This is a genomic window from Pseudomonas sp. GL-RE-26, assembly GCF_019956275.1.
Classification (GTDB): Bacteria; Pseudomonadota; Gammaproteobacteria; order Pseudomonadales; family Pseudomonadaceae; genus Aquipseudomonas; species Aquipseudomonas grandcourensis.
Genome location: NZ_JAHBDI010000083.1, coordinates 59,540 through 82,952, shown reverse-complemented (window position 1 = coordinate 82,952; position 23,413 = coordinate 59,540). Strand labels below are relative to the sequence as shown.

Genomic DNA, 23,413 nt, shown 5'->3' with positions numbered 1-23,413 from the left:
TTGTTATGAAGCCGATCAGAGGCTGGATTTCGAAATGACCTGCAAGCTCATCTGCTCCAGCAGCTTGTTCATGTGAATGAACTGCGCGAAGCGTTTGTCCCGGGTCTGGCCATGGTAGAAGCGGTAGTAGATCTGCTGCACGATGCCGGCCAGGCGGAACAGGCCGTAGGTGTAGTAGAAGTCGAAATTGTCGATGCGGATGCCCGAGCGTTCGGCGTAGTAATCGACGAACTCGCGGCGGGTCAGCATGCCCGGCGCGTGGCTCGGCTGGCGGCGCATCATCTGCACCGGTGCCGGATCATCGGCTTCGATCCAGTAGGCGAGGGTGTTGCCCAGGTCCATCAGCGGATCGCCCAGGGTGGTCAGTTCCCAGTCGAGCACGCCGATGATCTGCATCGGGTTGTTCGGGTCGAGGATCACGTTGTCGAAGCGGTAGTCGTTGTGCACGATGCTGGAAGTCGGGTGGTCGGCCGGCATCTTGTCGTTGAGCCAGGCTTTCACCGTTTCCCATTGCGGCGCATCGGGGGTCAGGGCCTTTTCGTAGCGATCGCTCCAGCCTTTGATTTGCCGCGCAACGTAGCCTTCGGGCTTGCCAAGGTCACCCAGGCCGTAGGCGTTGTAGTCGACGCGGTGCAGCTCCACGAACTTGTCGATGAAGCTCTTGCACAGGGCTTCGGTTTTCGCCGAATCCAGGCCCAGCTCCGGCGGCAGGTCCGAGCGCAGGATGATGCCGTTGACCCGTTCCATGACATAGAACTCGGCACCGATCACCGATTCGTCGGTGCAGTGCACGTAGGCTTTCGGGCAGTACGGAAAACCGTCGCGCAGTTGATTGAGGATGCGGAATTCACGGCCCATGTCGTGGGCCGACTTGGCCTTGTGGCCGAAGGGCGGGCGACGCAGGACGAATTCCTGTTCGGGGTATTCCAGCAAGTAGGTGAGGTTTGAAGCGCCGCCCGGAAACTGGCTGATCCGTGGCAAGCCGCTGAGCCCCGGAATATGGGCCTTGAGGTACGGATCGATCAAGCTGGCATCGAGCTCTTCGCCGGTGCGGATACGGGTGGACTGGTCGTTAAGCGCCATGCTTATCCCTTCTGCTTATTCTGGAGGCCTTAAACTATTGGCTAATCTAATGCTGAGGCAGGAGTGCCACAAGCGTGGCACGGTCTTATAGGTTAGCGTGTTGCAGGATAATCAGCGTTCCTGATGTGCGAGAACACGCCCGGCGGACTATGGTTCAGGGGCACGGTGCTGTCAGGAAGGAGATTTGAAATGGGCTGTCCGCAAGTCTGTGCCAGTGCCACCCTGCAATGCAGCTTTGGCGCGGCGCCGGCCGTGCTCAACGTGCTGCCGGTCAATCGCACACTGACCGCTGGCCTGCCGGCGGCGAACATCATGGATCACATCCCGCTGGTCAACATCATGCCTTTCGGTGTGTGCACGAGCCTGGCCAACCCGACGGTCGCGGCCGCCACCGCTGCGGCGCTGGGTGTGCTGACACCGATGCCCTGCATCCCGGCGACCGCCACGCCGTGGATACCGGGTGGGGCGCCGACCCTGCTGCTGGGCGGCATGCCGGCCATCGACGCCAACAGCACCTTGATGTGCAACTGGGCCGGGGTGATCAAGATTGTCATGCCCGGGCAGATGCAGATGCTCATTCCCTGACTCCCACAAGGCTTCACGCCTCGGCAGGATCACTCCAGCGCCTGAACCACCAGCGTACCCTCGAGATCGGCTTGCCCTCGGCGTCCAGCGGTCGCCCATCGGCGGCGAAACCCTGTTCCGGTTCCAGCAACTGACCGTTGAGATACCGCGCCTCGACGGCGGTTTTACCGTTGGGGTGAAAGCGCTGATACCGCCCCTCGCGCACGCCATCTCGGTAAAACTGCGTCTCGGCCAGTAGCCCGTCAGGGAAGTAGTTGTTCGCTTCACCGTGAAGCAGGCCCTGGCGATAAGTCGCCTTGCGTTGCAACCCGCCCTCGGGCGCAAAGAAACTGGCCACGCCGTGCAACTTGTCGTGCACATAGGGCAGTTGCGCCGAGACGTTGCCATTGGGGTAATACAGCAGGCTCGTGCCCTGTAGCTCGCCCTGACTGTAGCTCAGGTTCGCCTGAGGTCGACCGGCGTCCTTGATGCGCAGCGGGCCTTCCAGCCGGCCTTCAAGCAAGCGCCCGTCGAGGTGGCTGTCGCCACGCTCCAGATCAAGTTTGCTCGATGTCATTGCGTAACCCTCCTCAGTTGACCTTCACCAGCCCGCCCTTGATGGTCAGCATGCCGCCGCCGTCGACGGTTTGCTCGGCGGCGGCCTTGTTCAGCAGGCTGATCCCGGCATCGTTGGTCAGCGTCGTGCCCGCCTTGTTTTCCAGCGCGGTGCCGGCCTGGTTGCTCAAGGAAGTGCCGGCTTTCTGGCTGATCGACGTGCTGGCCTCGGCGGCGAGGTCCGCGCCGCTCTTGATCGCAAAACTGCCGCCGCTTTGCAGGGTCAGGGTGCCGGTCACCTTGATGGTCAGGTTGCCGTCCACGGTCAGGCTGTAGTTGCCGGTGACCGTGTGGTCGTAGTTGCCGCCGGTGCTGTGGGTCTGGTCGGCGCCGACTTTCACCGTGCGGCTGTCCTTCACGTCAAGGCTGTCGCTGCCGGTCTGGATGGTCACGCTGCGTTTGCCTTTCTCCAGGGTCACGGTCTCGTCGCCTTCCTTCACCGTGCGCGTGCGGGCGTTCTGCACCGTCAGGGTTTCGTCGTGGCCAACGGTGGCAGCGGTGTCGTTGAGCACGTTGATCTTCAGATCCTTCTGCGCCTGCAGGAACACCTCTTCGGCGTCCTTCTTGTCTTCAAAGCGCAACTCGTTGAAACCGCCGCCGCCCTTGGACGACTGGGTCTTGATCCCGGACTGGGTCTGATTGGCCGGCAGCGCATAGGGCAGGGCGTTGTCACCGTTGTAGACGCAACCGGTCACCAGTGGCCGATCGGGGTCGCCGTCGATAAAGGTCACGATCACTTCCTGGCCGATGCGCGGGACGAACTGCATGCCGAAACCCTTGCCGCTCCAGGGCAGCACCACTCGCACCCAGCAGGAGCTGGTTTCATCGTTTTTGCCGTCGCGGTCCCAGGGAAACTGCAATTTGATGCGGCCGTATTCGTCGGTCCAGATCTCTTCGCCGGACTTGCCCACGACGATGGCGGTCTGGGTGTGCATGCGTGGTTTTGGCGTTGTTCGCGCAGGGCGAAATGGCGTGGCTTTGGGGATCGCTTCGAAGCGGTTGCGGTAATGATCGTGGCTGGCTTCGTGAGTCACCGCCGTCACCACCCAATCGATATTCAGGGTTGTGTCATCGTGACCGGCCAGCGTGAACCAATGCCCCGGCACCAGCCAGCGGCAGTCGCTTTCGCCGACAAAACGCTTCTCCTGACTGCGCAAACCATCGACGCGCTGCTTGGTCAGTGCATCGCCGCGGGCCTTGGCGTTGTAGCTGCCCGGATGCTCGTACATCGACCGCGGTCCGGCGACTGCTTCGGCCTGGCTGTAGAGCGAAGTGGTCGGCGTGGTGAATTCGTAATCCGTCGCCTGATACACCCCGGCCACCGCCTGCACGCAGACCTGCCCGGAGCGAATGCCATGCAGTTCGCGCTCGCCCATCTGCTGGCCGAGATAGTTTACCTTCGGCCCGTTCGGGATTTGTGGGAAGGCATCGTTACTGTCCCCCAGCACCAACGTGTGCTTGCCGTCTTCGTGGGTAAAAAACCAGAAAATCCCTTCCTCCTCCAACAGGCGCGAAACGAACGCGAAGTCGGTTTCGCCGTATTGCACGCAGTACTCGCGCGGGGTGTAGCTGCCGGTAAGTTTCAGGGTGAAATCGGTAAAGCCGTGGGCCTTGAAAATCGTGGTGACGATGTCTGAAGTGGAGAGGTTCTGGAACACTCGGTTGTTGCTGGCCAGGGTCAGCCACCAGAGCCACGGGCGTAGCACGAGTTGATAGCGTTCGGCGGTGGCGTCGGCCGGGAGTTGGCGGATTTCGGCGACCAATGCATCGAGAGGGCGGGTTTGGGCGTCGTTGTGCAGGGTGGTCGTGACGTGGGTGGCAACGGCGGTGGTCAGGGTTAATGAGGTGCCGTCATTGAGGCCATTCAAAGTCTGCTTGCCGAGGCCGTTGAGGGGTTCCTCACCGGAAATGGACTCAGGATAAAGTGCCGCTAACGATGAGGCGGTCAGGGAAAGGCTGGTAGTTGTATCGATGGCGCGCGGCATTAGAATCTGGTCATATGTTTATTTGAGCCCAGGCGGGATAATGGTCGCCTTTGCTTGAGGCATATAATCCACAAGAATTAACGGCTCCTGCGGGAAAGTTATATAGCCAGAATCCATCCAGAGCGCCCCCGCCGAAGTGCGAACTACCCGGTATGGCCCATGCCCCAATAGCAGATCTTCCCGCTGCTTGATTGAAGTCTCCTCCCACAATGACGGGATTGGCACCTACCAGCGCGATAATTCGACCCATAAGGTTTCCTGCTATCAAGTCCCAGTCATTTCCTGTCGGCGACCATGCATGAATGGTACATAAATAAAGCGTCGCTCCCCCACGGGCAATGGTTGTATACAGGACTCCTCGACTCACTCCGTCCGGGTGAACGATGATATTCGATGCCGTTGCACCCAATCCCTGGCGAGTAAGTACACTGGTAGCACCCTGGTAGCCGCCATGCCAGCGCGATCGTGTACCGCTATACAAAATCCCGGGCCGGCTGGAAGTTCCTGTGCGTCCCTGAAAGTCATAGGTATATCCTTGAACATCCCCCGACTCGGCCGACTCTTGTAAAAAAATAATGTCGGCGCCGTCGGTGAGCAGTTTTTCCACATGCATTTCAACAGCGTTACTGCCTTGCGTATTCCATGTCACACAAGTAAGCATGTAATAACCCCTTTCGCCCATCTGGATGGCTTGACTAAGTCGCTTCACCTACTGAAAATTTTGTCTTGATCAATTTTTGCATCAATATCTTTACCTCCTTCAGCAAGTTCCCCGGTTGTGAGGTGATTGTATGGGTGGCGGCGGATATTTTTGCTTTTTTGCCTTCTTCTTTCATCAGGCTTTTTGACGATGTTTTAACATCAAGCTCGTCGTCTTCGTCAACTTCAAGTTGGTAATAGATCGAGCCATTGTTTTTTCCTCCGACCAACGTGATATGGAAATAAGTCCACATCCCTGAGTCATTGGGGACAATTGATATATGAGCGTTGTTCTGACCGATCTTGAGACCGTTAAGTACTAGCATTCCGGAGCGGGTACTAGTCACCAGCCCGGTACCGCCAACTGCGCCGATCACCTCCACGTCCTCACCGTAGATTTTTCCGGTGTTGATGATCGAGTTCACCATGGGCGTCCAGGGATCATGTGTGGAAATATTTGCCGCCGTGAGTGTGGATTGCGCATAAGCCATGATTTTCGTCACTCCTGTAAAAGAAAAAGCATTCAAATGACCCGCTTTATCATCACCGGACAACCGGATGAGGACATTTATTCCAGCACCCACTCCGCCAACTTCCCCGTCACCTGCGTCATCAACACATTTTCAACATCCCGAGCCCCGGCAGCACTGCACTTGGCCAACACCGCCTGGACAATCCCTGCATCGAACTCAAACTGCTTCCCGGTCGCGGCTTTGTACCGACCACGCAATTTCTCCAGCTTCGCCAACACAATCCCTTCCAGCGTCGCTTCATCCAGCGGCCGATATGCCACCACCGTCATCCGCGCGAGAAACGCCGGTCGAAAGGCTTGCAGCAGCACCTTGTGCAAGGCTTCGTTAAAGGTATCGGTTCCAAGTTGTGCCACCGGTGTGTCGAGCAACAGTTCGGCGCCCACGTTACTGGTGGCGAGCATCACAGTGTTCTTGAAGTCCACCACCAACCCGGTGCCGTCTTCCATCACGCCTTTATCGAACACGTTGTAGAAGGCTTCGAGTACATCCGGATGGGCCTTTTCGATTTCATCGAGCAATACCACCGAATAGGGTTTGCGCCGTACCGCTTCAGTCAGCACGCCGCCGCTGCCATAACCGACGTAACCGGGCGGGGCGCCTTTGAGTTGGCTGACGGTGTGGGCTTCCTGGTACTCCGAGAGGTTGATGCTGATCAGGTTGCGCTCGCCGCCGTACAGCGCGTCGGCCAAGGCGTAAGCGGTTTCGGTTTTACCGACGCCCGTAGGGCCGACCAGCAGGAACACACCAACAGGTTTTTGCGGGTCGGTGAGGCCGGCGCGGTAAGCCTGCAGGCGCTGGGCGATGGTGCCCAGCGCGATGCTTTGGCCCATGACGCGCAACCCCATGCGCTGGCCAAGGGTGCGCACGGCGTGCGCTTCGTCGGCGAGCATTTTGCCGACCGGGATGCCGGTCCAGCCGGCGATCACGGCTGCGACGGTTTTTGCATCGACCTGTTCCGGCACCAGCGGATCGTCCTGGCGAATGGCGTCGAGCCCGGCTTCCAGGCGCACCAGTTCGGCGGCCAGATGATCGATGCGGCTGTCGATGGCTTCGTCCGGCTTGTCGCTGTCGGCGCGTTCGCTCAAGGTCAGCAATTCGCTGCGGGTTTCCAGCAGTTCGCGCACCGCAACCCGTTCTTCATTCCAGCGCACTTCCAGCTCGCGGATCGCTTGCACATTCGCCACGGATTCGGTTTCAAGCAGGGTGATGCGCTCGCGGTGATCGAGCCCGGTGGCTTGTTCGCGGCGCAGGCGTTCGACTTCATCCTTGAGGCTGTTCTGCCGGTGACGCAGGCTTTCCAGCGGTGGCGGCACGTCGTGCTGGCCGAGGGCGACCCGGGCGCAGGCGGTGTCGAGCACGCTGATGGCTTTGTCCGGTAACTGGCGCCCGGAGATGTAGCGGTGGGACAGTTTCACCGCTTCGTGGATGGCCGCGTCGAGTACTTGCACGCCGTGGTGCTGTTCGAGTTTGGCGGCAACCCCGCGGAGCATTTCCACTGCGGTGGTTTCGTCCGGCTCCTCGACTTGCACCAACTGAAAACGCCTCGCCAAAGCAGGGTCTTTCTCGAAGTATTTTTTGTATTCCAGCCACGTGGTGGCCGCCAGGGTGCGCAACTCGCCACGGGCCAGGGCCGGTTTGAGCAGGTTGGCCGCGTCGCTGCCGCCTTCCGCGCCACCGGCACCGATCAGGGTGTGGGCTTCGTCGATGAACAAAATGATCGGTTTTTCCGCGCTACGCACCGCGTCGATCACCCCTTTGAGGCGTTGTTCGAACTCGCCCTTGACCCCGGCGCCGGCCTGCAACAAGCCGAGATCGAGCACACGCAAACTGACTTCCTGCAAGGACGGCGGCACATCGCCGGCAGCGATGCGCAGGGCCAGGCCTTCGACCACGGCGGTCTTGCCCACGCCCGGCGCGCCGACCAGGATCGGATTGTTCTGCCGACGGCGCAGCAGGATGTCGATGCATTGGCGAATCTCGCCGTCGCGGCCGACGATGGGGTCTATGCGCCCTGCGTGGGCGTCGGCGGTCAGGTCCTGGGTGAACTGGTCCAGCACCGAGTCCTGTTTCGGCGCCGGGTTGCCGGCAGTCACCGCACGTTTACCGCCGACGTGCTCGCGAGAATTTTCGGTCCATTCCAGCAGGTTGCTGCGCAAAGCCTCTCGAGGAATCTTCAACAGTGATGAAGCACTGTTGAGCAACAGGCTGCGGCGCTCATCGCGGTCGATCAAGGCAAGTAGCAGCAACCCTGAGCGAATGCTCTCCAGTCCCAGCACACTGGCCTGCACCACCGCGTCTTCGAGCAACCCGGTGGTGTGCGACGACAATGCCGGGGTGCGCGTGCTGCCGGACTTGAAGAGCTCCAGCGCCTTGTTGATTTCCGCCGTCAAGGCGTCGCGCTCCAGGCCGAAGCGCGGCAGCAGATAGGCGAAGTCTCCGCCCTCGATGTCCAGCAACTCCAGCAGCAGGTGTTCGATTTCAACGTAGTGGTGGCCTCGCTGCAGACAGCGTTGCGCAGCCCGCTCCAGGGCGCGGCGGTTGTCCGGGTTGAGGCGTCCGATCAGGCTGGCCAGTTCCATGTTCAGGTGATCTCCAGCTGACGAAGACGGGTTTCGATGCGTTGCACCGCCAGACTGGTCTGGCGTTGCAAGCCGCCGTTCCAGCTGAGCAGTGGTGGCGCCTGGCGACTGAGTTTGATTGGGCCGGCACCGCGCACCAGCAGCACCAGGGTGCAATCCAGGTCCGGGCCAAAATACAGTGCACTGAGGCTGGCCAGTACCGGGTGAGACTCGCCATCGGGCAGGAACCGCGCCGCCTGGGCAGAGGTCAGCGGGCCAAGAGTCAGGCGGATGCCGGCGTGTTCATCCCAGACCCGGGTGCCGGCCACTGCCGTGCGACCCAGCTGCAGATTGCGGCCGCCGGGGATCATGCGGCTGCGACTGGCGGGCGGGATCTCGCGCCAGGCACCTTCATAGGCGCTGAGCTCAACCGGCAGTTCGAATTGCTCACGCACGATGGCGGCGAAACCGGCGAGGGAGCGGCGCCCATCGGCGAACAGCGCGCTGCACGCCAGCACGGCACAATCGGGTACGGCCTGACGCTCCTGCAAGGCTTTGGGCAGCAGGCCGGTCAGGGCCCGCAACTGGGCCTGAACCGCCGAGGCACCAGGGACGGTGAACCCCACGGCAATCCGGTGTTTGCGCATCACTTTGTACAGCAGGCTCAGCAGCCGATGCTGAAACAGGTCGAGAAATTCAGCGGGCGCGTAATCCTTGGCCCTCGCGCGTTGCTGCAACCATTCCTGATAGGCGTAGGGCAGCGGGCCGTCGGGACCGCCGAGGCCGAACACCGGGGTGCTGAGGACCGGTTGCTGGCCGGGTTCCTGGGTCAGGCTTTCGATTTCGCTGGCGGCAAACAGTGGCGTCAACGGGCCGCGCAAGCGCAGTGCTTCCGCTTGCGGAGCGGTGCCGCTGCCCAGGGATTCGGCTTGCGGATGTTCGCGCTCGAGCAGCAACAGCGCCTGCAACAGTTCGAACCCCTGGGGATCCCGGCGCAGTCGTTGGCTCAGGCTCAGAGGGACAGTGGCATGCCGGCTTGGGGTTGCCATGTCTTCACCTCCCTGTCCGATTGAACCAGTACCGTGCGCACGAAACGGTTAGCGGTGGCATAGAGTGAAAAGAACTGCGCAAGCACCGCTGAAAACAACACCGCGCTGCTGCCGACGAAATGCTGCGGGTCGAGTTGCAGGCGCACCTCCAGCCCATTGCGCCAGCCACGCCAGGCGTCTTCGCCGACATGGGCGATGACGCGTTCACAATCGAGGCTGAGCAGGCCTTCGATTTGCCGCCAGGCGCTGGCCTCGTCACGCAGGTTGTGCAACTGGAGGATTTCCTTGAGTGCATCCAGCGCCTGTGGCCCTTCGACCAGCGACAAATGATTGAGGGTCAGTTGCGAGACCAGCCGCCAGCGCGACTCACCGTCCAGTCGCGGCACACTTTGCGGGCTGGGCGGGTTGCGCAGGCGCGCCCAGGCCACCGGGCCCGGACGTTCAAAGCCTAACGGTGTGCCGGCCGGCAGGCTTTGCGCCAGGTGCCGGTTGGTGCAGAGCAGTTCCGCGGTGAGGCTGTAGTCGACGGCCTCGGACAACGGGTCGAATCGGGTGTCCACCAGGCTCACCAACAGGTCGGTGCCGAGGCGGTTGGGGGTCATGCCGCTGACACGGCGGGCATGCCAGTAGCACTGTTTATCGGCGCCGCCATGTTGGCTGCCGTAATAGGCCGGTACTCGCTGAACCCCACGGCTGGAGGTGGCACGCATCGCCCGGATGCTATGGATCTCAACGCTGTTTTCCCGGTGGCTGTCGGCGACCAGGCGGTATTCGCTGCGGGTCCCGTCCGGGCGCAGCGGCTCCGAGGTTCGCGGAAACAGGTTGATCACCGGCGTGCAGCCCAGTGCAAGATCGCTGGCCTGAAGGTGCAGGCGATTGGTCGGGGCGCGGTCGAAGACGATGTACAGGTACAGCGTCTGGTTGTCGCTGGTGGCGCCGGCCAGGGGCAGGTCGAAGAAGTTGAATTTGTCCGCGAAGGCAAAGTACTCGGCGAGCAGGCGCATGCCGGGGTGCACGCCGTCCTCGTCCGGCAGCAAACCTTCATCGCCGGCAAAACCGACGATTTGCGGCAGCCCGGCAAGGGCTTTCGGCACGCTGCCGACGGGCCCGGCCAGGACCTTCACGGCATGGGCACCGAGCAGATCGTAGAGGCAGGCGTTGACCACCGGGGACGCACACAGGTGGACGCGCAACTGTTCGATGCCCAGCGTTGACCACTGGCTGTCACCGAGGCAGCGCAAGCCCAGGCGCAACGCCGAGCGCGCCTGGACAACACCGGTCAGGGCCTGGGCTTCATCGCTGCCCAGCAGCAATGCTTCGGTGATTTCCACCGGCCACAGACGCACGGGTGCACTGGTGCGAAAGTGGATGCTTTCGCCTTTGCCGGTGGTGACGAACAGCGGCGTGTCCCGTGGCAATGGGTAGCCGCCAGCGAGATTGCCTTTGCTCGGGTCCGGCTGGAACTGCACGATCGCGCAGGACGGCAGCGGGCGCATCGCCAATGGATAGAGTTGTTCGAGCAGGGCATCGCTGAATTCGGCGTAGTCGTCATCGAGCCGGCGTTGCAGGCGGGCGGCTAGCAGTGCGAATCCCTCAAGCAGCCGTTCGACGTGGGGGTCGGGGCATTCGTCGGGGGACAACTCCAGCCGCCTGGCAACCTTGGGGTAACGCTCGGCGAAAATGCCGCCGGCATGGCGCAGCCAGGTCAGTTCCCGCTGGTAGTAATCGAGCAGTTGCGGGTCAATCGAGTCGCTCATGACGCACCTCAAGGCCATCGCTTGCCTTCTCGATGACAAATGCCACGGGCCAGTGCTGCTGGCCGCTGCGCAACTCGCCGAGCAGACGGATGCTCAGTTGCTGCGGATGGTCGGGGACTGGATTGACCTGAACCTCGCCCAGTTTCAGGCGCGGTTCGAAATGGTTGATGGCCTCGCGCACTTCTCGCACCAACTGCCGTCGGTCATCGCTACGCTGCTGTTGCAGGGCGGTCCAGTCAGCGAGGCCGTAGTCGAGAATGCTCGGTGGCGAAGTCAAGGCATGAGGGCCGCGTCGGGTGTTGAACAGGCGCAGCAATTCCGAGCGAACAGAGTCGAGCAGGTCCTGGAGGTCGAACACGTGTTGCGTGTCGACCTCGCTTGCGGCCAGTCGCTCGAACAGCGGCGGGAGGAGTGAGCCTGCCATGGCCGATGCGCCCGCTTACTTGACGAGCTTGTTGGCGGCCATGTCCCAGGTCGAGGCGGCCGTGCCTTCCTTGGTGCCGTCGTCTTTCTGCGCGGTCAGCTCCCATTTGATTTTGGTGAAATTCAGCGACAGGGTTTCCACGGGCTTGCCGCCTGTACCACCGCTGACGCTGACGTTGGACAGCACCACGTTGGTCAGGGTGTAGATGATGAACGGCATCAGTTGACCGCTGCCTTCAGCGGCGTTGCGGCCGATGATGACTTTGGCTTCCGGGATCGGTTTGCCGGCACAGCAGTATTCGTTGAGGGAGGGTGTGGAGCTGTCGACGAATTTGGTCAGCGTGAACTCGCCAATGTGCGGCTTGCCGGAGGTCCGTTCCGAGTTGCTGACGTCGTTGGTCACCTGCATGGCCACGTTGTGGCTGTAGGACATGACTTCGATCTTGTCCTTGTAGCCCTCGAGCAGACTGTCGCCTTTGATGTCGCCGCCGAGGTCGAGAATAATTGCATCCATCGCATGAAACTCCTGAAGGTTATCGCGCTAGATAAGCAGGGAACTCCCGTCGGGCCGGCCGACGGGAGCGGGGCAGGTCAGGCGGCGACCGGTGGCGGCAGGGTGGCCACCAGGCGGATCGAGGCGGTCAGCTCTTCAAGCTGGAAGTGTGGCCGCAGGAATACCGTGGCCTTGTAGGCCCCCGGCTTGCCCGCGACTTCCGTCACATCGACCCGCGCTTCACGCAACGGGTACTGCGCCTTGATCTCCTGCGGCGCGTTGTCGTTGATCAGCACGTAGTCGGCGATCCAGTTGTTGAGGTAGGTTTGCACGTTGTCGCGGGTCATGAAACTGCCGACCTTGTCGCGCATGATCACCTTCAGGTAATGCGCGAAACGCGAGGCCGCGAGCACGTACGGCAACATCGCCGAAATCCGCGCGTTGGCGTTGGCCTCGTTGGTGTTGTAGAGCTTGGACTTGTTGGTGGTCTGGCCGCCGAAGAACACTGCCACGTCGCTGTTTTTCTTGTGGCACAGGGCGATGAACCCCAGGTCGTTGAGCTCTTTTTCCCGGCGGTCGGTGATGGCCACTTCGGTCGGGCATTTGAGCGACAGGTCGCCGGAGGTGGTGCGGAAGGTGTGGGCCGGCAAGCCTTCGACCGCGCCGCCGCCTTCAGCCCCGCGAATCGCCGCGCACCAGCCGTATTTGGCGAAGGCTTCGGTGATGCGCTGCGACAAGGCCCAGGCGGCGTTGCCCCACAGGTATTTGCCGTGGTCGCTGCCGTTGACGTCCTCGACGTAATTGATGCCTTCCACCGGCGAGGTGTCCGGGCCGTATGGCAAACGCAGCAGGAAATGCGGGAGCACCAGCGATACGTAGCGCGAGTCTTCGCTTTCACGGAAGGAGCGCCACTTGATCAGCTCCTGGCTCTCGAACACTTTCGACAGGTCGCGGGGCACGGCCAGTTCGGTGAAGCTGTTCATGTCGAACAACCGGGGGCTGGCGGCGGCAATGAATGGAGCGTGGGCTGCGGCGGCGACGTTCGACAGTTTTTCCAGCAGGCCAATGTCCTGCGGGTGACGGCCGAAGGTGTAGTCGCCGACGAGCAGGCTGAACGGGTGGCCACCGAAGGTGCCGTATTCCTCTTCATAGATCTTTTTGAACAGCGCGCTCTGGTCGAACTCGACGGCTTTTTCCAGATCGTTCTGCAACTCTTTCTGGGTGACGTTGAGCAGGCGCAATTTCAACCGGGAACTGGTTTCGGTGTTTTGCACCAACAGGTGCAGGCCGCGCCAGGAGGCTTCGATTTTCTGTAGCTCGGGGTGGTGCAGCACCTCGTTGAGTTGTGCGCTGATCAACTGGTCGATCTGGCTGATGCGATCGTTGATCATCGCCACAGTGTCCTTGTCGATGGCCATGCCTTCGTCGAGGACCTGGGTGGCGAACTCCGCGAGCATGTCGCGGGCATAGTCCTGCTGGCTATCGTCATGGGCCATGCGGCCTTCGGCGATGATGCGGTCAAGCAGGGACAGGTTTTGCGTGGTGCTTTCACTGGTGTTGGCGCTGGCTGAAGCGGGCATGGCGACGTCTCCCTAAGTGAATGAGTGATCAGGCTTGCGGTTCGGCCGGTGCTTCGCTGTCGCCTGCGGGGGCGGCGGTGTCCGGACGGGCAGACTTGATCTCTTGCAGGCCTTCGGTGTTGGCGATGACGTCGCGCAGCAGTTTGTCCAGGTCATCGTTACCGTCGAGCTTGGTCAGCAGGTCGCGCAGACGCTGACGCGCTTCGAACAGGCGCCGCAGCGGGGTCACTTGTTCGACGACCTTCACCGGGTCGAAGTCGTCGATGTGCTTGAAGTTGAGTTCGATGTTGAGCTTGCTGTCGTCGCCAGTGAGGGTGTTGGTGACTTGCAAGGTGGCGCGGGGGGCAATCGAGGCGAGCACTTCGTTGAAGTTGTCGCGGTCGATCTCGGTGAAGCGTCGTTCATTGAGCTTGGGAAGGGGGTTGAGCGGCTTGCCGGAAAGGTCGGCGAGAATGCCGACGACCAACGGCAGTTCTTTTTTCTCGATGGCGTTGCCGATTTCGACATCGTAGGTGATTTGCACCCGGGGTGGGCGGACCCTGTCGAGCTTGTGCTGAGTACTTTCGGCCATGTTGGCTGACTCCGATGCATGAGCGGGCGCAATGCATCGGGAGGCCCGCTCATCGCTTTCCCTTGCTGGACCGTAGGTTAGAAAGGGTGGCAGATGGACCTGTCGTTCCTTTGACAAACCTTGCACATTCGGCATGGGGGGCCGAACTATCCAAGACGCTAGAACAGGTCTATAAAAATGCAAGCGAAAACAATTTTGGACCGACTCGAGAAAAGGAAAATTCATTTTGTGTGCACGTTTTTTTGCGTTCGCCCTGTTCCTGACCCTCGCCGGGTGCTCGTTTTTCGGGCCTCGGGTGGACCTCGATAACCTGACCCTGGACGTCGCGCCGAAGGCCAACGACGACACGCCGATTGCCGTGGATTTTATCGCCGTCAATGATCCGGATCTGCTCAAGCAGTTGTCGGGCATCACGGCGCGACAGTGGTTCGCCGAGCGCGATCAATACCAGCGCGACTACCGGCAGCTGATGACCGTTTGGGGGCTGGAGCTGGTGCCCGGCCAGTTCATCGACAAACAACCCTTCCCGCTGGGGGGCAAGCGGGCAACTGGACTTTTGGTCTTCGCCAGCTATAACACTCCCGGAGCACACCGGTTACGGCTCGATGACCAGAGCGATGCCTGGCTCAAGTTCGACAGTCGCGAGATGACGCTGGTCAGCAATACTCCGCAGTGAAGACATTGCCAGGCCGCTGGTTTGCGCGGCGACGTTGACGTCGAAGGGAGTCGTATGAGCCTGTTACCTGACGCGGTTTGCTGGCACGAGGGCATGCAATTGCTGCCCCAGCATTTTCAGTTGCAAGGGCTGCGAGCCGAGGCGTTGGTGGCGCATTTTGCCCAGGCCTGCAATCCATGTTTCTGGGGCGTGAATCGGGTCGAGTTTGACCCCGGCGCATTGAGTGCCGGGCTGGTGCGGTTGCTCGATCTGCAAGCGACGCTGCCGGACGGTTTGCCCATCAATCTGCAAGTGGGTGTCGGGCCGGCGCTGGAGCTCGATGTCAGCGACGCGGTCAACGCTTCGGAAAACGCCACGGTCACGGTGTACCTGGCCGTCAGCCCGTTATGGCGTGCCGGGCAATTGCTGCCGCTCAAGGGCCGGCTGCAATCGGTGATCGGCGATGCGCTGCCGGATTTGACCAGCGGTGAGTACCCCGAGTCGATCACGGTGTGGCGTCCGAATCCGCGGTTGTGCACGCAACTGAACAAGGCCGACTCCATCTGTTTGCCACTGCTGAAAATCCGCAAGGAGGGCGGTGGTTTCCTTTCGCTGCCCTACACACCGCCCACGCCGTGCCTGCTGCCCGAGTCGCCGTTGGGTCGCCGGGTGGCCGGGCTGTGTGCCAGGACGCGGGAGAAATGCATGTTCCTGGCCGGCCGCCTGCGCCAGGCACAACAGGCCGGCAATCAGGACGATGCGCTGGAAATCCGTCGACAGCTGACGGCGCTCTGGGCACGTCTGCCGGAGGTCGAGGGTACGCTGAACAGCCGATTGGCCACCCCGCAAGCATTGCACGGTTTGTTGCTCGGCCTGGCCGGTGCCTGGTCCGCGCTGGACCCTTTGGCCGGGGTTCCACCGTTCGCCCCCCTGGATTTTCTCGAGCTGCAGCGCGGCTATGAACCGGTCCTGGACTGGCTCGAAAGAACCCTCGAATTGATCCGCGCCGGCTATCGCAGCCTGCCGTTCGAACGCAGCGAACAGAGCTTCTCGATTCAACTGCCGGACGACCAACCGAGCCAGCGCCTGGTCATCGGTTTGCGCATGCCCAACGGCAGCAGCGAACAGGCGGCCGGTGAATGGCTGAGCGCCGCGATCATTGCCTCGGCGCCGCATGTGCCCTTGCTCAGTCGCCAGCGCATGAGCGGTTTGCCCCATGAGGCGATGAGCCGTAACGAGCAAGTGGCCTACAGCGTCGGCGACGACACGCGGTTGTTTGTGGTGACGGCCGAGGGTCAATGGTTCGACGGGCAATTGCCGTTGCTGATTGTCGCGCCGGCCGCCAAGCCGGCGAGCAGCCCATGGCAAGTGGTGTTGTTTGTGGCACAGGCCGGTGAAAGTGCCTGATCACGGAAGGGGCGTCGTATGTTCGAGGGGCATGCCGGGGCGGGTACACGGGGCTTGCGCGAAGCACCGTTGAGCAGCGCATTTCGCGAAGCCTGGTTGCAATGGTCCCGGGAGTGGAGTCAGCTGCCCAGGGACAGCGATGACGATGCGCTGGTGGAGGCGGTGGTCGACCTGTCGACGCAAATTTCCCAGCGTCTGTGGCGCACGGCTTTCGCCCGGGTTGGCGAGGCAGCGACCGATCAGGTCAAGGCGCTGGTCTATGCCTTTGTCGCCTTGATCGATGAAACGCTGTTGTTCACGCCGTGGCCGGGCCAGTCCGCCTGGCAAGAAAAACCCTTGGAGTCGCGGATGTACGCTAGCCGCCAGGCCGGTGAAAAACTGCCGGCGGCGATCAAGACGTTGCTGGACGAGCAGATTCCCGCCACCCGCGATTTGGCCAATGTCTATTTGCAATGCCTGGTGTTGGGGTTTGAAGGACGGCTGCGCGGCGAGCAGAGTCAGGTCCAGCATGAAAAATTGCGCCTGGCGCTGTTCACGTTTGCCTGGCAGCACGACGCGGAGTATGCCGATGTCAGCGCCCGGCTCGCGCAGCCTTCGACGGTGCCTGCGGTGCAGTTGCCGGTGCGGCAGTCGTTGCCCGATGGCTTTCGCCTTGGCCTGGTCATTCTCGCCATGGTCATGATTCTGACCGGGCTGGGGCAGTTCTTCTGGCGTGACATTCGCCAGGAACTCGACCCGGTGTTGCAGAGCACCGATCCGGTGGCCACCTCGGAGCAAGACGCATGAGCACGCTGGGGATCGTGGGGCTGGTCTTCGTCCTGTTGGTGGTGCTGGCGGTCATCGCGGTGGCGGTATGGTGGTTGCGCACCCAGAGCGGGGCGGCGATCCGCAGTTTTTATAACGCAGTGCGCCATATGGAACAGGAGCAGGGCGCTCAGGACCGTTACCAGATTCCATGGTTGCTGATGCTCGGCGACGAAACCCAGGGCACCCAGTTGTGCAGCCAGTGGCGCTTGCAACCGACGGATAAACCGGCCTGGTTCGGGCGCTGGTGGTCGGACCCCGAAGGCGCGGTGCTGGTGGTGCCTCAGGCGCTGTTTTTGCCCGATGAAGGCATGAGTCTTCAACGCGGCGGCTGGTGGCGCTTGTTGGGGTTGATCCTGCGCCTGCGCAGCAAACGGCCACTGGACGGGGTGATCTGGACCGTGCCGGTCAGCCGCCTGGGCAATGCCGAGCAGGCCGCGAACCTCGGTCTGGCGGCGCGCCGGCGCTTCATCGATCTGTTGCAGCGGTTTGGCCTGAGCCTGCCGGTGTACGTGGTGATTACCGGCATGGAAGAGCTGCCGGGTTTTCAGGAGCTGATCTCGGCGCTCCCCGACGAAGTCCGCGAACGCACATTGGGCTGGTCTTCACCCTTTGGCTCCGAGGCGGTCTGGCAGACGCAATGGAGCGATCAGGCGCTGGACCAGGTGAATCGGGCCCTGTCGGAATCGATCATTGAAATCGGTGCGTTGTCCGGCCATCTCAAAGGCGAGCTGTTTGGATTGCCGGAACAATTCGAGGCCTTGAGGCACCACCTGCAAACCGTGCTCGAACCGGTATTTCAAGGCAATGCCCAAGGCGAGGCGCCACGTTTTCGCGGGGTGTACTTCACCGCCAACCAGCCTTCGCAAGACGCTGCCGACGGGTTCTCGGCCTATGACAACGGGTTGCAGCAGAGTGCGTTTGCCCGGCAACTGTGGCAAAGCCGGGTGGTTGCCGAACGCGGTCTGGCTCAGGTGGTGCCCCGCTTGCTGCGCCTGCGTCAGCGCTGGCAGCGACTCACCGGAGTGGTGGCCCTGGCGGTCGGCGTGGTCTGGGCCGCAAGTATGCTTTGGGTCTGGCAGGACTCGGTCAAGGATGCTCATGAACTGTCGCGCCTGCTGCAAGGCGCACAGAAAAATTACGTTGCAGTCACCGATGAGTCCCATCGGCTGGAGTCGACCCGGCGCAACGTCCAGGGGTTCTGGCGGGTCCTGGAAAAGGCTCCGCGCTGGAGCTTCACCTCGGTGGTGTTTCCCACCTCCTGGTTCTCGTCGCTGGACAGGCAACTGGAGGATCAACTGCGCCTGACGGCCCAGAGTCATATGCTGGAACCGCTGCACGACTTGCTGAAGGCAGAACTGGTGCAACTCAAGACCATTCGCAACACCGAGCGACGTGGCAACGTCGAAAGCGAAGACCCGGCCCAATGGCAAAATTACGTCAAGGCCAAGGATCTGGTGGAGCGCGCGGTACGGCTTGAGCAACAGAATCAATGGTTCAACCAAGCGCTGAACAACCCCAAGGCGCCGCTCGAAGACCTGGCGTTGCTGAGCAATAACGCACTGTCCCTGAACCTCAATGCCGGCACGCTGCACCGTGCAGGTTTTTACAACCGGGTGTTGCTCGATGCCAATGGCGGTGACTTGAAGCCCCTGGACCTGGCCATGGAGCGTGCGCTCATCGAGGAGAATTTTTCCGGGCTGATGGAGCGTTGGCTTGACCAGTACTTTCTGGCCGACAACTTCGTCCGTCAGGCCGGTTATCTCAAGCTGCATCTTGAACGGCTGGAGGCCGGCAGCGGCAATTCCCTGGCGGAGCTCGAAGACTTGCGCGCGCTGATCGACGACCTGCAAGCGCTGATCGGGCTGACCAACTCGGCCTGGAGTCGCGGCAAGGGCCAGGACCTGGTGCCGGGTTATCGCGAGATGATGGACAAGGTGCGCCAGAGCAGCCTGCTCGGCCCGCAGGTCGAGCAACAGCTGGACCAGCAAGCCTCCAGGTTGCAGCAAAGCTTTCGTGATCAGTGGATCGCCCAGGCGGGGGCGCGGGGCAACTTGCTGGTTCAGCAAGGCAGCGGGCAACTGAGCTTGCAAGTGCACGTCAACCAGTTGAACAACGCAGTTCAGGCCCTGTTCAAACGGGATTTCGTGGCCATCGCCCTGCGCGCGGATCAGGCTAGCGCTGCCGTTCAGGGGCAGAACGTCGATGGCGATGATCTCGGTACGGCGCTGAACTATTTTGCCAGCTACAAGAGTTATGCCGCCGAAGAGCTGCCACGCATTCCACCGGCGTATCGCGATGCGGTGCTTCAGGCGGCAGAGGGGGCGGCGGCCAAGGCCATGTGGTTGAGTCTCAAGGACCAGAATGACCGACCCCGTGGCGACGATGTATTCAACGTGCTGGCGCCACAGGCTGTGGCTTTGCAAAAAGCCTTCGCCGAGGTCCATCGCAACGATCTGGCCGTGCGTGTGCAAAACGCGTTGAACCGTCGCGCCATGGCCCAGGTGGTCAGCGGTCTGGAGGAGATAACCGCGCAGCCGTTGTTCAGCGGGCGCAGTGAGATCAGTCAGTGGGACGGCTCGAAAAACCTCGGGCTGCAACTGTTTGGCGCCCTTGATGTGCAGGATTTGAAGCTGAGCCTCAAGCAGCAATTCAACACCATGCTCGGCATCACCGAGCGGCGCACCTCGGCGCTGGAGTGGCTGAAGACCCAGCAACAGAATCTCTCGGCGCTGGATTACGAGCGTGTCATGCAATTCAGCGCGCTCAACGATGAACTGCTCAAGTACAAGGACCAGAACCCCGCCAGTTCGCCGGCCCAGATCGAGCAGTTGGTTAGCCGCGATTTCATTGAAATGGACGCCACGTCCTGCGCCCGGATTCTGCAGACGGCCAGCTTGTCCGGTGGGCGCGGGACCTTGGCCCTGCGGGCCCTGGATCTGCAACAGAGCGCGATGCAACGCTGTCAGTTTTTGCAGCAGCAACAAGCAGCGGCGGCCTGGAACGACCTGGCCAACTATTTCAATCAATACCTGGCCGAGCGCTTCCCGTTCGCCAATGGCGTGCAGGCCACCGACGCCGACCCGGCCCGGGTTCAGCACTTCCTCGACTTGATCGACAAACGACTGCCCGTGGCGCAGGCCGGGTTGCAACTGAGCCAGACGCCGGAGCGTCTGGCTGCCGAGGATTTCCTCAACCGCTTGAAGCTGGCCAGCACCTGGCTGGGTCCGCTGTTCGTGCGGGACAAGAGCGGCATCCTCGGCGTTGAAATGGACGTGCGCTGGCGCACCGATCGCGAGGAGGAGCGTGGCGCCGATCAAGTGATTGCCTGGGGTTTGAATGCCGGTAATCAGCAAATCAGTTACCCCGGCGAGCCACAGCCGAACCTGCGCTGGATGGTCGGCCAACCGGTCCGGCTGACCTTGCGCTGGGCCAGGAACGGCTCGCAACGTCCGGCCAATGATCCGTTGCAGCCCAATCTGATGGTGCGTGATTTCGAAGCCGGTTGGGAGTACGGCGGCCCGTGGTCGTTGCTGCGCTTGATGCGTTCGCACCAGTCGGTGCAGCGCCAGCCGAACATGGACTTCACCGATTTTCCGCTGACATTGCGCCTGCCGGTCACCGCACAGACCAGCACCGCCGAGCAGACGCTGATGTTTGTGCGTGTGTCGTTAATGAGCCAGGGCTCGAAATTGCCACTGTCCATTCCACCGCTGCCCACCCGGGCCCCGCGTTCACCGTTCATGCAAACCAGGGCGACTGCGTCTGCGACGGTCATGACTGAGGAGGAGGGCTTGTGAACCTGATTTCACCACCGTTGCCGGAACTGATTGCCCGGCTGCTCGAACCGATCAGCGAACAGGCACCCTGCGGCGAGGATTTGCGTTACGAGCGTGAGTTCGACCTGGCCCGCGAACTGCGTCGGGAGGACGACACCAGCCTGCCAACGGGAGTCTGGCAGTCGTCGATCAAACGGGCGCAATGGCCAGAGCTGGAAAAGCTGACGACCACGTTGCTACTCGAGCGCAGCAAGGATTTGATGGTATGCGCCTGGCTCGGTGAGGCCTGGTTGCATCGGGACGGCCTGGACGGCTTGCCGGGCAGTCTCGCGCTGGTCGCGGGCTTATGCGAGCGCTACCCCGAGCAGCTTCATCCCCGGGCCGAAGACGGTGACCAGTCATGGCGGGTCATTCCCCTGGAGTGGCTGGTGCGGCGCTACAGCGAAGTGTTGCTGACACGGGTGGCGCTGATCGATCCGCATCAGGGTGAATTCGAAGGTTACTGTCTGGACGCGTGGCGGCGATTACAGTTGCAACAGGTACTGGTCAATGACAGCAAAGCGGCAAAAACAGCGGCGGAAACAGCAAGGGGCGAACAGCAAAAACTCACCGAGCTGATCCGGTCCACACCTCCGTCCCACTGGCTACGCCGCCAGGACAACCTGCTGGCGAGCCTGCAACATCTGCAACGGCTGCGAGCCTGGAGTGATGCTTACCTCGGCGCCCAGGCACCGGGCTTCAGGGGTTTGCAGGATGTGATCGAAGCGTTATTGACACTGGTCCAGGAGTTCATCGCCATGCAGCCACGACCGTTGACCGAGGCGCCGGTCGAGCCGCCATCCCTGGCGGCGTCAGAATCGGCCGGGCTGGCGCCGACGCCATCCACACCTCAGGTGTTTCGCGAGCCGGCGAGTCGCGACGAGGCCTACCGGCAATTACTGTTGATTGCCGAGTACCTGACACGCACCGAACCCCACAGCCCCGTCCCTTATTTGATTCGCAGGGGGGTGGAGTGGGGCAACAAACCGCTGAGTGAACTGTTGGGTGAACTGATCTCGGCCGATGCCGAATCCCGTCGCCTGTGGACGCTGTTGGGCGTCCTTTAATCGGTGACCGGGTAGGGCGTGATCGGCGCGGGCAAGGCAATCGGCGTGAGCACCGGTTGACCGGAGAAAAACGCCACGAGGTTCTTGCCCACCAGTTCGACGGTGCCCTGGGTGGCTTCCGGGGACAACCCGGCGACATGGGGGGTGAGGATCACGTTGTTCAGGGTCTTGAGTGCATCCGGCACCTTGGGTTCGGCGTCGAACACGTCCAGCGCGGCACCGGCGATCCGGCGCTGCTCCAGGGCGCTGATCAGGTCGGCAGTGGCAATCACGCTGGCCCGGGCGATGTTGACGATAAACCCGTTGGGGCCCAACGCGTCGAGCACCGGGCGATTGATCAGTTGCCGGGTGCCCACGCCGCCGGGCGTGGCAACGATCAGGAAGTCCGAGGCCCGCGCCAGTTCGGCCGGGGTCGAGCAGAAGGTGTAGGACACATCACTACGATGCTGGCGACTGTGGTAGCAAATGTCCATGTCGAAACCGGCGCTGGCGCGTTTGGCGATGGCCATGCCGACCGCGCCGAGGCCGAGGATGCCCAAGCGTTTGCCGGCCAGGGACGGGCGCATGATCTTTGGCCACTCGCCCCGCCGTACGGCGGCATCACAGCGGGGGATGTCGCGCACCAGCGACAGCAGCAGCGCCATGGCATGGTCGGCGACGGACGAGGCGTTGACCCCGGCACCATTGGTGACGGTGATGCCCCGGTTCGCGGCGGCCTGCAGGTCGACGTGTTCATGGCCAGCGCCGATCACGCAGATGATCTTGAGGTTGGGCAGGGCGGCGATTTCATCGGCATACAGCCCCAACGGGCCACGGGTGAGGACGGCGTCGATCTGCCCGGTGTGGCGGGCGATGGCTTCGGCGCGCTCGGCGGGCGTCGGGGCCAGGATCAGGTGAAAACCCTGATGTTCAAGGATAGGCAGGTAATCATTGATGGTTTCAACCAGTACCAGAACGGTTACAGGCATTTTTGCCTCCCTGTGGGCATCGAAAAATCGGCTCGAACGTCACTTGAGATTGCTGATTTCAGGATGGCTTGGCAACCACCAGCGATCGCAGCCCGTGGCAGCTCCTGCGCCATGGCGGGCACTGCGCTGAGTGTAGGAGCTGGCAAAGCCTGCGATCTTTTTATTGCGTGGGGGCGGGCGATTTATTTCGATGGCGTGAGGGCGGCCCGGGCAGCTTCGAGAATTTCATCCGACAGCGGGTCGCCACGGGTGGCCCGGGACAGCATCAACGCCCCGAACATCAGCGAATACTGCACCAGCGCCTGCTGTCGTTTGCCGGCTTCGTCCTCTGCGTCCAGCAGCGAGCCGAGGGAATCGAGCAGGTTGTTCAGGCCCAGCAGATAGGTCTGGCGCAATCCGCTCTCGGCGGCCTCATGGCACATGTCCCCGGCAAAGGCCACCACCGGGCAGCTGTCGCCTGGATTGTCCCGGCTTTCGTTGGACAGGTAGGTTTCGACCACGGCGCGGCGGGCGGCGTCCTTGCTGTCATGCTCGGCCACCCGTCCTAGCCAGCGTTGTGCGGCCTGCTCGAAAGCCCGGCCGCTGGCCTCTTGCGCCAGGGCTTCCCTGGATTCGAAGTGCCCGTAGAAACCGCCGTGGGTCAGGCCGGCGGCGGCCATCACATCAACCACACTGATCCCGTGCAAGCCGCGTTCGCGAAACAGCCGGGTGGCGGCTTCGACGATGGTCTCGCGGTTGAGGTCGGCTTGTTTGCGGGAAACTCGGGGCATGGGTCATTCTCGGT

At 61.9% G+C, this 23,413-nt stretch carries 20 protein-coding genes; 6 read left to right on the top strand and 14 right to left on the bottom strand.

The features are described 5' to 3' along the window. Positions 1–15: 15 nt before the first annotated feature. Complete coding sequence (locus KGB07_RS28020) at positions 16–1,083, bottom strand: phosphotransferase family protein (RefSeq protein WP_223467281.1); 1,068 nt, start codon at positions 1,081–1,083, stop codon at positions 16–18. Positions 1,084–1,272: 189 nt separating this feature from the next. Between KGB07_RS28020 and KGB07_RS28015 the strand changes: the two genes are divergently transcribed. Beyond that, positions 1,273–1,668 (top strand): DUF4280 domain-containing protein, encoded by a 396-nt coding sequence (locus KGB07_RS28015; RefSeq protein WP_046037262.1) that lies wholly within the window; start codon positions 1,273–1,275, stop codon positions 1,666–1,668. Between the two features lie 13 nt (positions 1,669–1,681). On the opposite strand, the gene KGB07_RS28010 is transcribed toward KGB07_RS28015, so the two are convergent. From KGB07_RS28010 to tssB, 11 genes are all read right to left on the bottom strand, one after another. Beyond that, positions 1,682–2,224, bottom strand: coding sequence for a toxin-antitoxin system YwqK family antitoxin (locus KGB07_RS28010; protein ID WP_046037260.1), 543 nt, complete (start codon positions 2,222–2,224; stop codon positions 1,682–1,684). A gap of 13 nt (positions 2,225–2,237) precedes the next feature. After that, positions 2,238–4,247: a type VI secretion system tip protein VgrG gene (gene tssI / locus KGB07_RS28005; RefSeq protein WP_223467279.1), complete on the bottom strand. Its 2,010-nt coding sequence runs from the start codon at positions 4,245–4,247 to the stop codon at positions 2,238–2,240. 10 nt (positions 4,248–4,257) lie between these two features. Beyond that, a complete protein-coding gene (locus KGB07_RS28000) occupies positions 4,258–4,908 on the bottom strand; it encodes an endonuclease/exonuclease/phosphatase family protein (protein ID WP_080925234.1) in 651 nt (216 codons plus the stop codon). 34 nt (positions 4,909–4,942) lie between these two features. After that, complete coding sequence (locus tag KGB07_RS27995) at positions 4,943–5,530, bottom strand: hypothetical protein (RefSeq protein WP_185754724.1); 588 nt, start codon at positions 5,528–5,530, stop codon at positions 4,943–4,945. After that, entirely contained in the window at positions 5,515–8,058 is a 2,544-nt protein-coding gene (tssH, locus tag KGB07_RS27990; protein ID WP_046037256.1) for a type VI secretion system ATPase TssH, read from the bottom strand. The genes KGB07_RS27995 and tssH overlap by 16 nt, the downstream gene beginning before the upstream one ends. A 2-nt stretch (positions 8,059–8,060) precedes the next feature. After that, a complete protein-coding gene (gene tssG / locus KGB07_RS27985; RefSeq protein WP_046037255.1) occupies positions 8,061–9,086 on the bottom strand; it encodes a type VI secretion system baseplate subunit TssG in 1,026 nt (341 codons plus the stop codon). After that, positions 9,050–10,843 (bottom strand): type VI secretion system baseplate subunit TssF, encoded by a 1,794-nt coding sequence (gene tssF, locus KGB07_RS27980; RefSeq protein WP_223467277.1) that lies wholly within the window; start codon positions 10,841–10,843, stop codon positions 9,050–9,052. Before tssF ends, tssG begins: the two co-directional genes overlap by 37 nt. Continuing rightward, a complete protein-coding gene (tssE, locus tag KGB07_RS27975; RefSeq protein ID WP_046037252.1) occupies positions 10,827–11,267 on the bottom strand; it encodes a type VI secretion system baseplate subunit TssE in 441 nt (146 codons plus the stop codon). The genes tssF and tssE overlap by 17 nt, the downstream gene beginning before the upstream one ends. Before the next feature lie 15 nt (positions 11,268–11,282). Then, positions 11,283–11,780 carry an Hcp family type VI secretion system effector gene (locus tag KGB07_RS27970; RefSeq protein WP_008046674.1) on the bottom strand — a complete coding sequence of 166 codons (498 nt, stop codon included), beginning with the start codon at positions 11,778–11,780 and terminating at the stop codon, positions 11,283–11,285. A gap of 77 nt (positions 11,781–11,857) precedes the next feature. Continuing rightward, positions 11,858–13,339, bottom strand: a complete 1,482-nt coding sequence (gene tssC, locus KGB07_RS27965) for a type VI secretion system contractile sheath large subunit (protein WP_223467275.1) — start codon at positions 13,337–13,339, stop codon at positions 11,858–11,860. 28 nt (positions 13,340–13,367) lie between these two features. Continuing rightward, positions 13,368–13,910 carry a type VI secretion system contractile sheath small subunit gene (gene tssB, locus KGB07_RS27960; protein WP_046037250.1) on the bottom strand — a complete coding sequence of 181 codons (543 nt, stop codon included), beginning with the start codon at positions 13,908–13,910 and terminating at the stop codon, positions 13,368–13,370. Positions 13,911–14,136: 226 nt separating this feature from the next. Here tssB and KGB07_RS27955 point away from each other — a divergent pair, with 226 nt between their 5' ends. Genes KGB07_RS27955 through tssA form a run of 5 tightly spaced genes read left to right on the top strand, consistent with a single transcriptional unit; the run spans position 14,137 to position 21,661 of the window. After that, positions 14,137–14,586, top strand: coding sequence for a hypothetical protein (locus KGB07_RS27955; RefSeq protein WP_008046672.1), 450 nt, complete (start codon positions 14,137–14,139; stop codon positions 14,584–14,586). 54 nt (positions 14,587–14,640) lie between these two features. Continuing rightward, positions 14,641–15,972: a type VI secretion system baseplate subunit TssK gene (tssK, locus tag KGB07_RS27950; RefSeq protein ID WP_223467272.1), complete on the top strand. Its 1,332-nt coding sequence runs from the start codon at positions 14,641–14,643 to the stop codon at positions 15,970–15,972. Between the two features lie 18 nt (positions 15,973–15,990). After that, positions 15,991–16,758 carry a DotU family type IV/VI secretion system protein gene (locus tag KGB07_RS27945; RefSeq protein ID WP_223467270.1) on the top strand — a complete coding sequence of 256 codons (768 nt, stop codon included), beginning with the start codon at positions 15,991–15,993 and terminating at the stop codon, positions 16,756–16,758. Then, positions 16,755–20,576 carry a type VI secretion system protein gene (locus tag KGB07_RS27940; protein ID WP_046037247.1) on the top strand — a complete coding sequence of 1,274 codons (3,822 nt, stop codon included), beginning with the start codon at positions 16,755–16,757 and terminating at the stop codon, positions 20,574–20,576. The genes KGB07_RS27945 and KGB07_RS27940 overlap by 4 nt, the downstream gene beginning before the upstream one ends. Beyond that, a complete protein-coding gene (gene tssA, locus KGB07_RS27935; protein ID WP_046037246.1) occupies positions 20,573–21,661 on the top strand; it encodes a type VI secretion system protein TssA in 1,089 nt (362 codons plus the stop codon). The genes KGB07_RS27940 and tssA overlap by 4 nt, the downstream gene beginning before the upstream one ends. Here tssA and KGB07_RS27930 read toward each other — a convergent pair. Further along, positions 21,658–22,629, bottom strand: a complete 972-nt coding sequence (locus KGB07_RS27930; protein WP_046037245.1) for a 2-hydroxyacid dehydrogenase — start codon at positions 22,627–22,629, stop codon at positions 21,658–21,660. The genes tssA and KGB07_RS27930 overlap by 4 nt on opposite strands. 182 nt (positions 22,630–22,811) lie before the next feature. Beyond that, the gene (locus KGB07_RS27925; RefSeq protein WP_046037244.1) at positions 22,812–23,399 is read right to left on the bottom strand and encodes a TetR/AcrR family transcriptional regulator; all 588 of its coding nucleotides are present in this window, start codon (positions 23,397–23,399) and stop codon (positions 22,812–22,814) included. Positions 23,400–23,413: the final 14 nt, after the last annotated feature.

Bases quoted from the DNA above. Each gene is read 5' to 3' on its own strand.
- KGB07_RS28020 (WP_223467281.1), bottom strand. From the start codon at position 1,083: ATGGCGCTTAACGACCAGTCCACCCGTATCCGCACCGGCGAAGAGCTC.
- KGB07_RS28015 (WP_046037262.1), top strand. From the start codon at position 1,273: ATGGGCTGTCCGCAAGTCTGTGCCAGTGCCACCCTGCAATGCAGCTTT.
- KGB07_RS28010 (WP_046037260.1), bottom strand. From the start codon at position 2,224: ATGACATCGAGCAAACTTGATCTGGAGCGTGGCGACAGCCACCTCGAC.
- tssI (WP_223467279.1), bottom strand. From the start codon at position 4,247: ATGCCGCGCGCCATCGATACAACTACCAGCCTTTCCCTGACCGCCTCA.
- KGB07_RS28000 (WP_080925234.1), bottom strand. From the start codon at position 4,908: ATGCTTACTTGTGTGACATGGAATACGCAAGGCAGTAACGCTGTTGAA.
- tssH (WP_046037256.1), bottom strand. From the start codon at position 8,058: ATGGAACTGGCCAGCCTGATCGGACGCCTCAACCCGGACAACCGCCGC.
- tssG (WP_046037255.1), bottom strand. From the start codon at position 9,086: ATGGCAACCCCAAGCCGGCATGCCACTGTCCCTCTGAGCCTGAGCCAA.
- tssF (WP_223467277.1), bottom strand. From the start codon at position 10,843: ATGAGCGACTCGATTGACCCGCAACTGCTCGATTACTACCAGCGGGAA.
- tssE (WP_046037252.1), bottom strand. From the start codon at position 11,267: ATGGCAGGCTCACTCCTCCCGCCGCTGTTCGAGCGACTGGCCGCAAGC.
- KGB07_RS27970 (WP_008046674.1), bottom strand. From the start codon at position 11,780: ATGGATGCAATTATTCTCGACCTCGGCGGCGACATCAAAGGCGACAGT.
- tssC (WP_223467275.1), bottom strand. From the start codon at position 13,339: ATGCCCGCTTCAGCCAGCGCCAACACCAGTGAAAGCACCACGCAAAAC.
- tssB (WP_046037250.1), bottom strand. From the start codon at position 13,910: ATGGCCGAAAGTACTCAGCACAAGCTCGACAGGGTCCGCCCACCCCGG.
- tssK (WP_223467272.1), top strand. From the start codon at position 14,641: ATGAGCCTGTTACCTGACGCGGTTTGCTGGCACGAGGGCATGCAATTG.
- KGB07_RS27945 (WP_223467270.1), top strand. From the start codon at position 15,991: ATGTTCGAGGGGCATGCCGGGGCGGGTACACGGGGCTTGCGCGAAGCA.
- KGB07_RS27940 (WP_046037247.1), top strand. From the start codon at position 16,755: ATGAGCACGCTGGGGATCGTGGGGCTGGTCTTCGTCCTGTTGGTGGTG.
- KGB07_RS27930 (WP_046037245.1), bottom strand. From the start codon at position 22,629: ATGCCTGTAACCGTTCTGGTACTGGTTGAAACCATCAATGATTACCTG.
- KGB07_RS27925 (WP_046037244.1), bottom strand. From the start codon at position 23,399: ATGCCCCGAGTTTCCCGCAAACAAGCCGACCTCAACCGCGAGACCATC.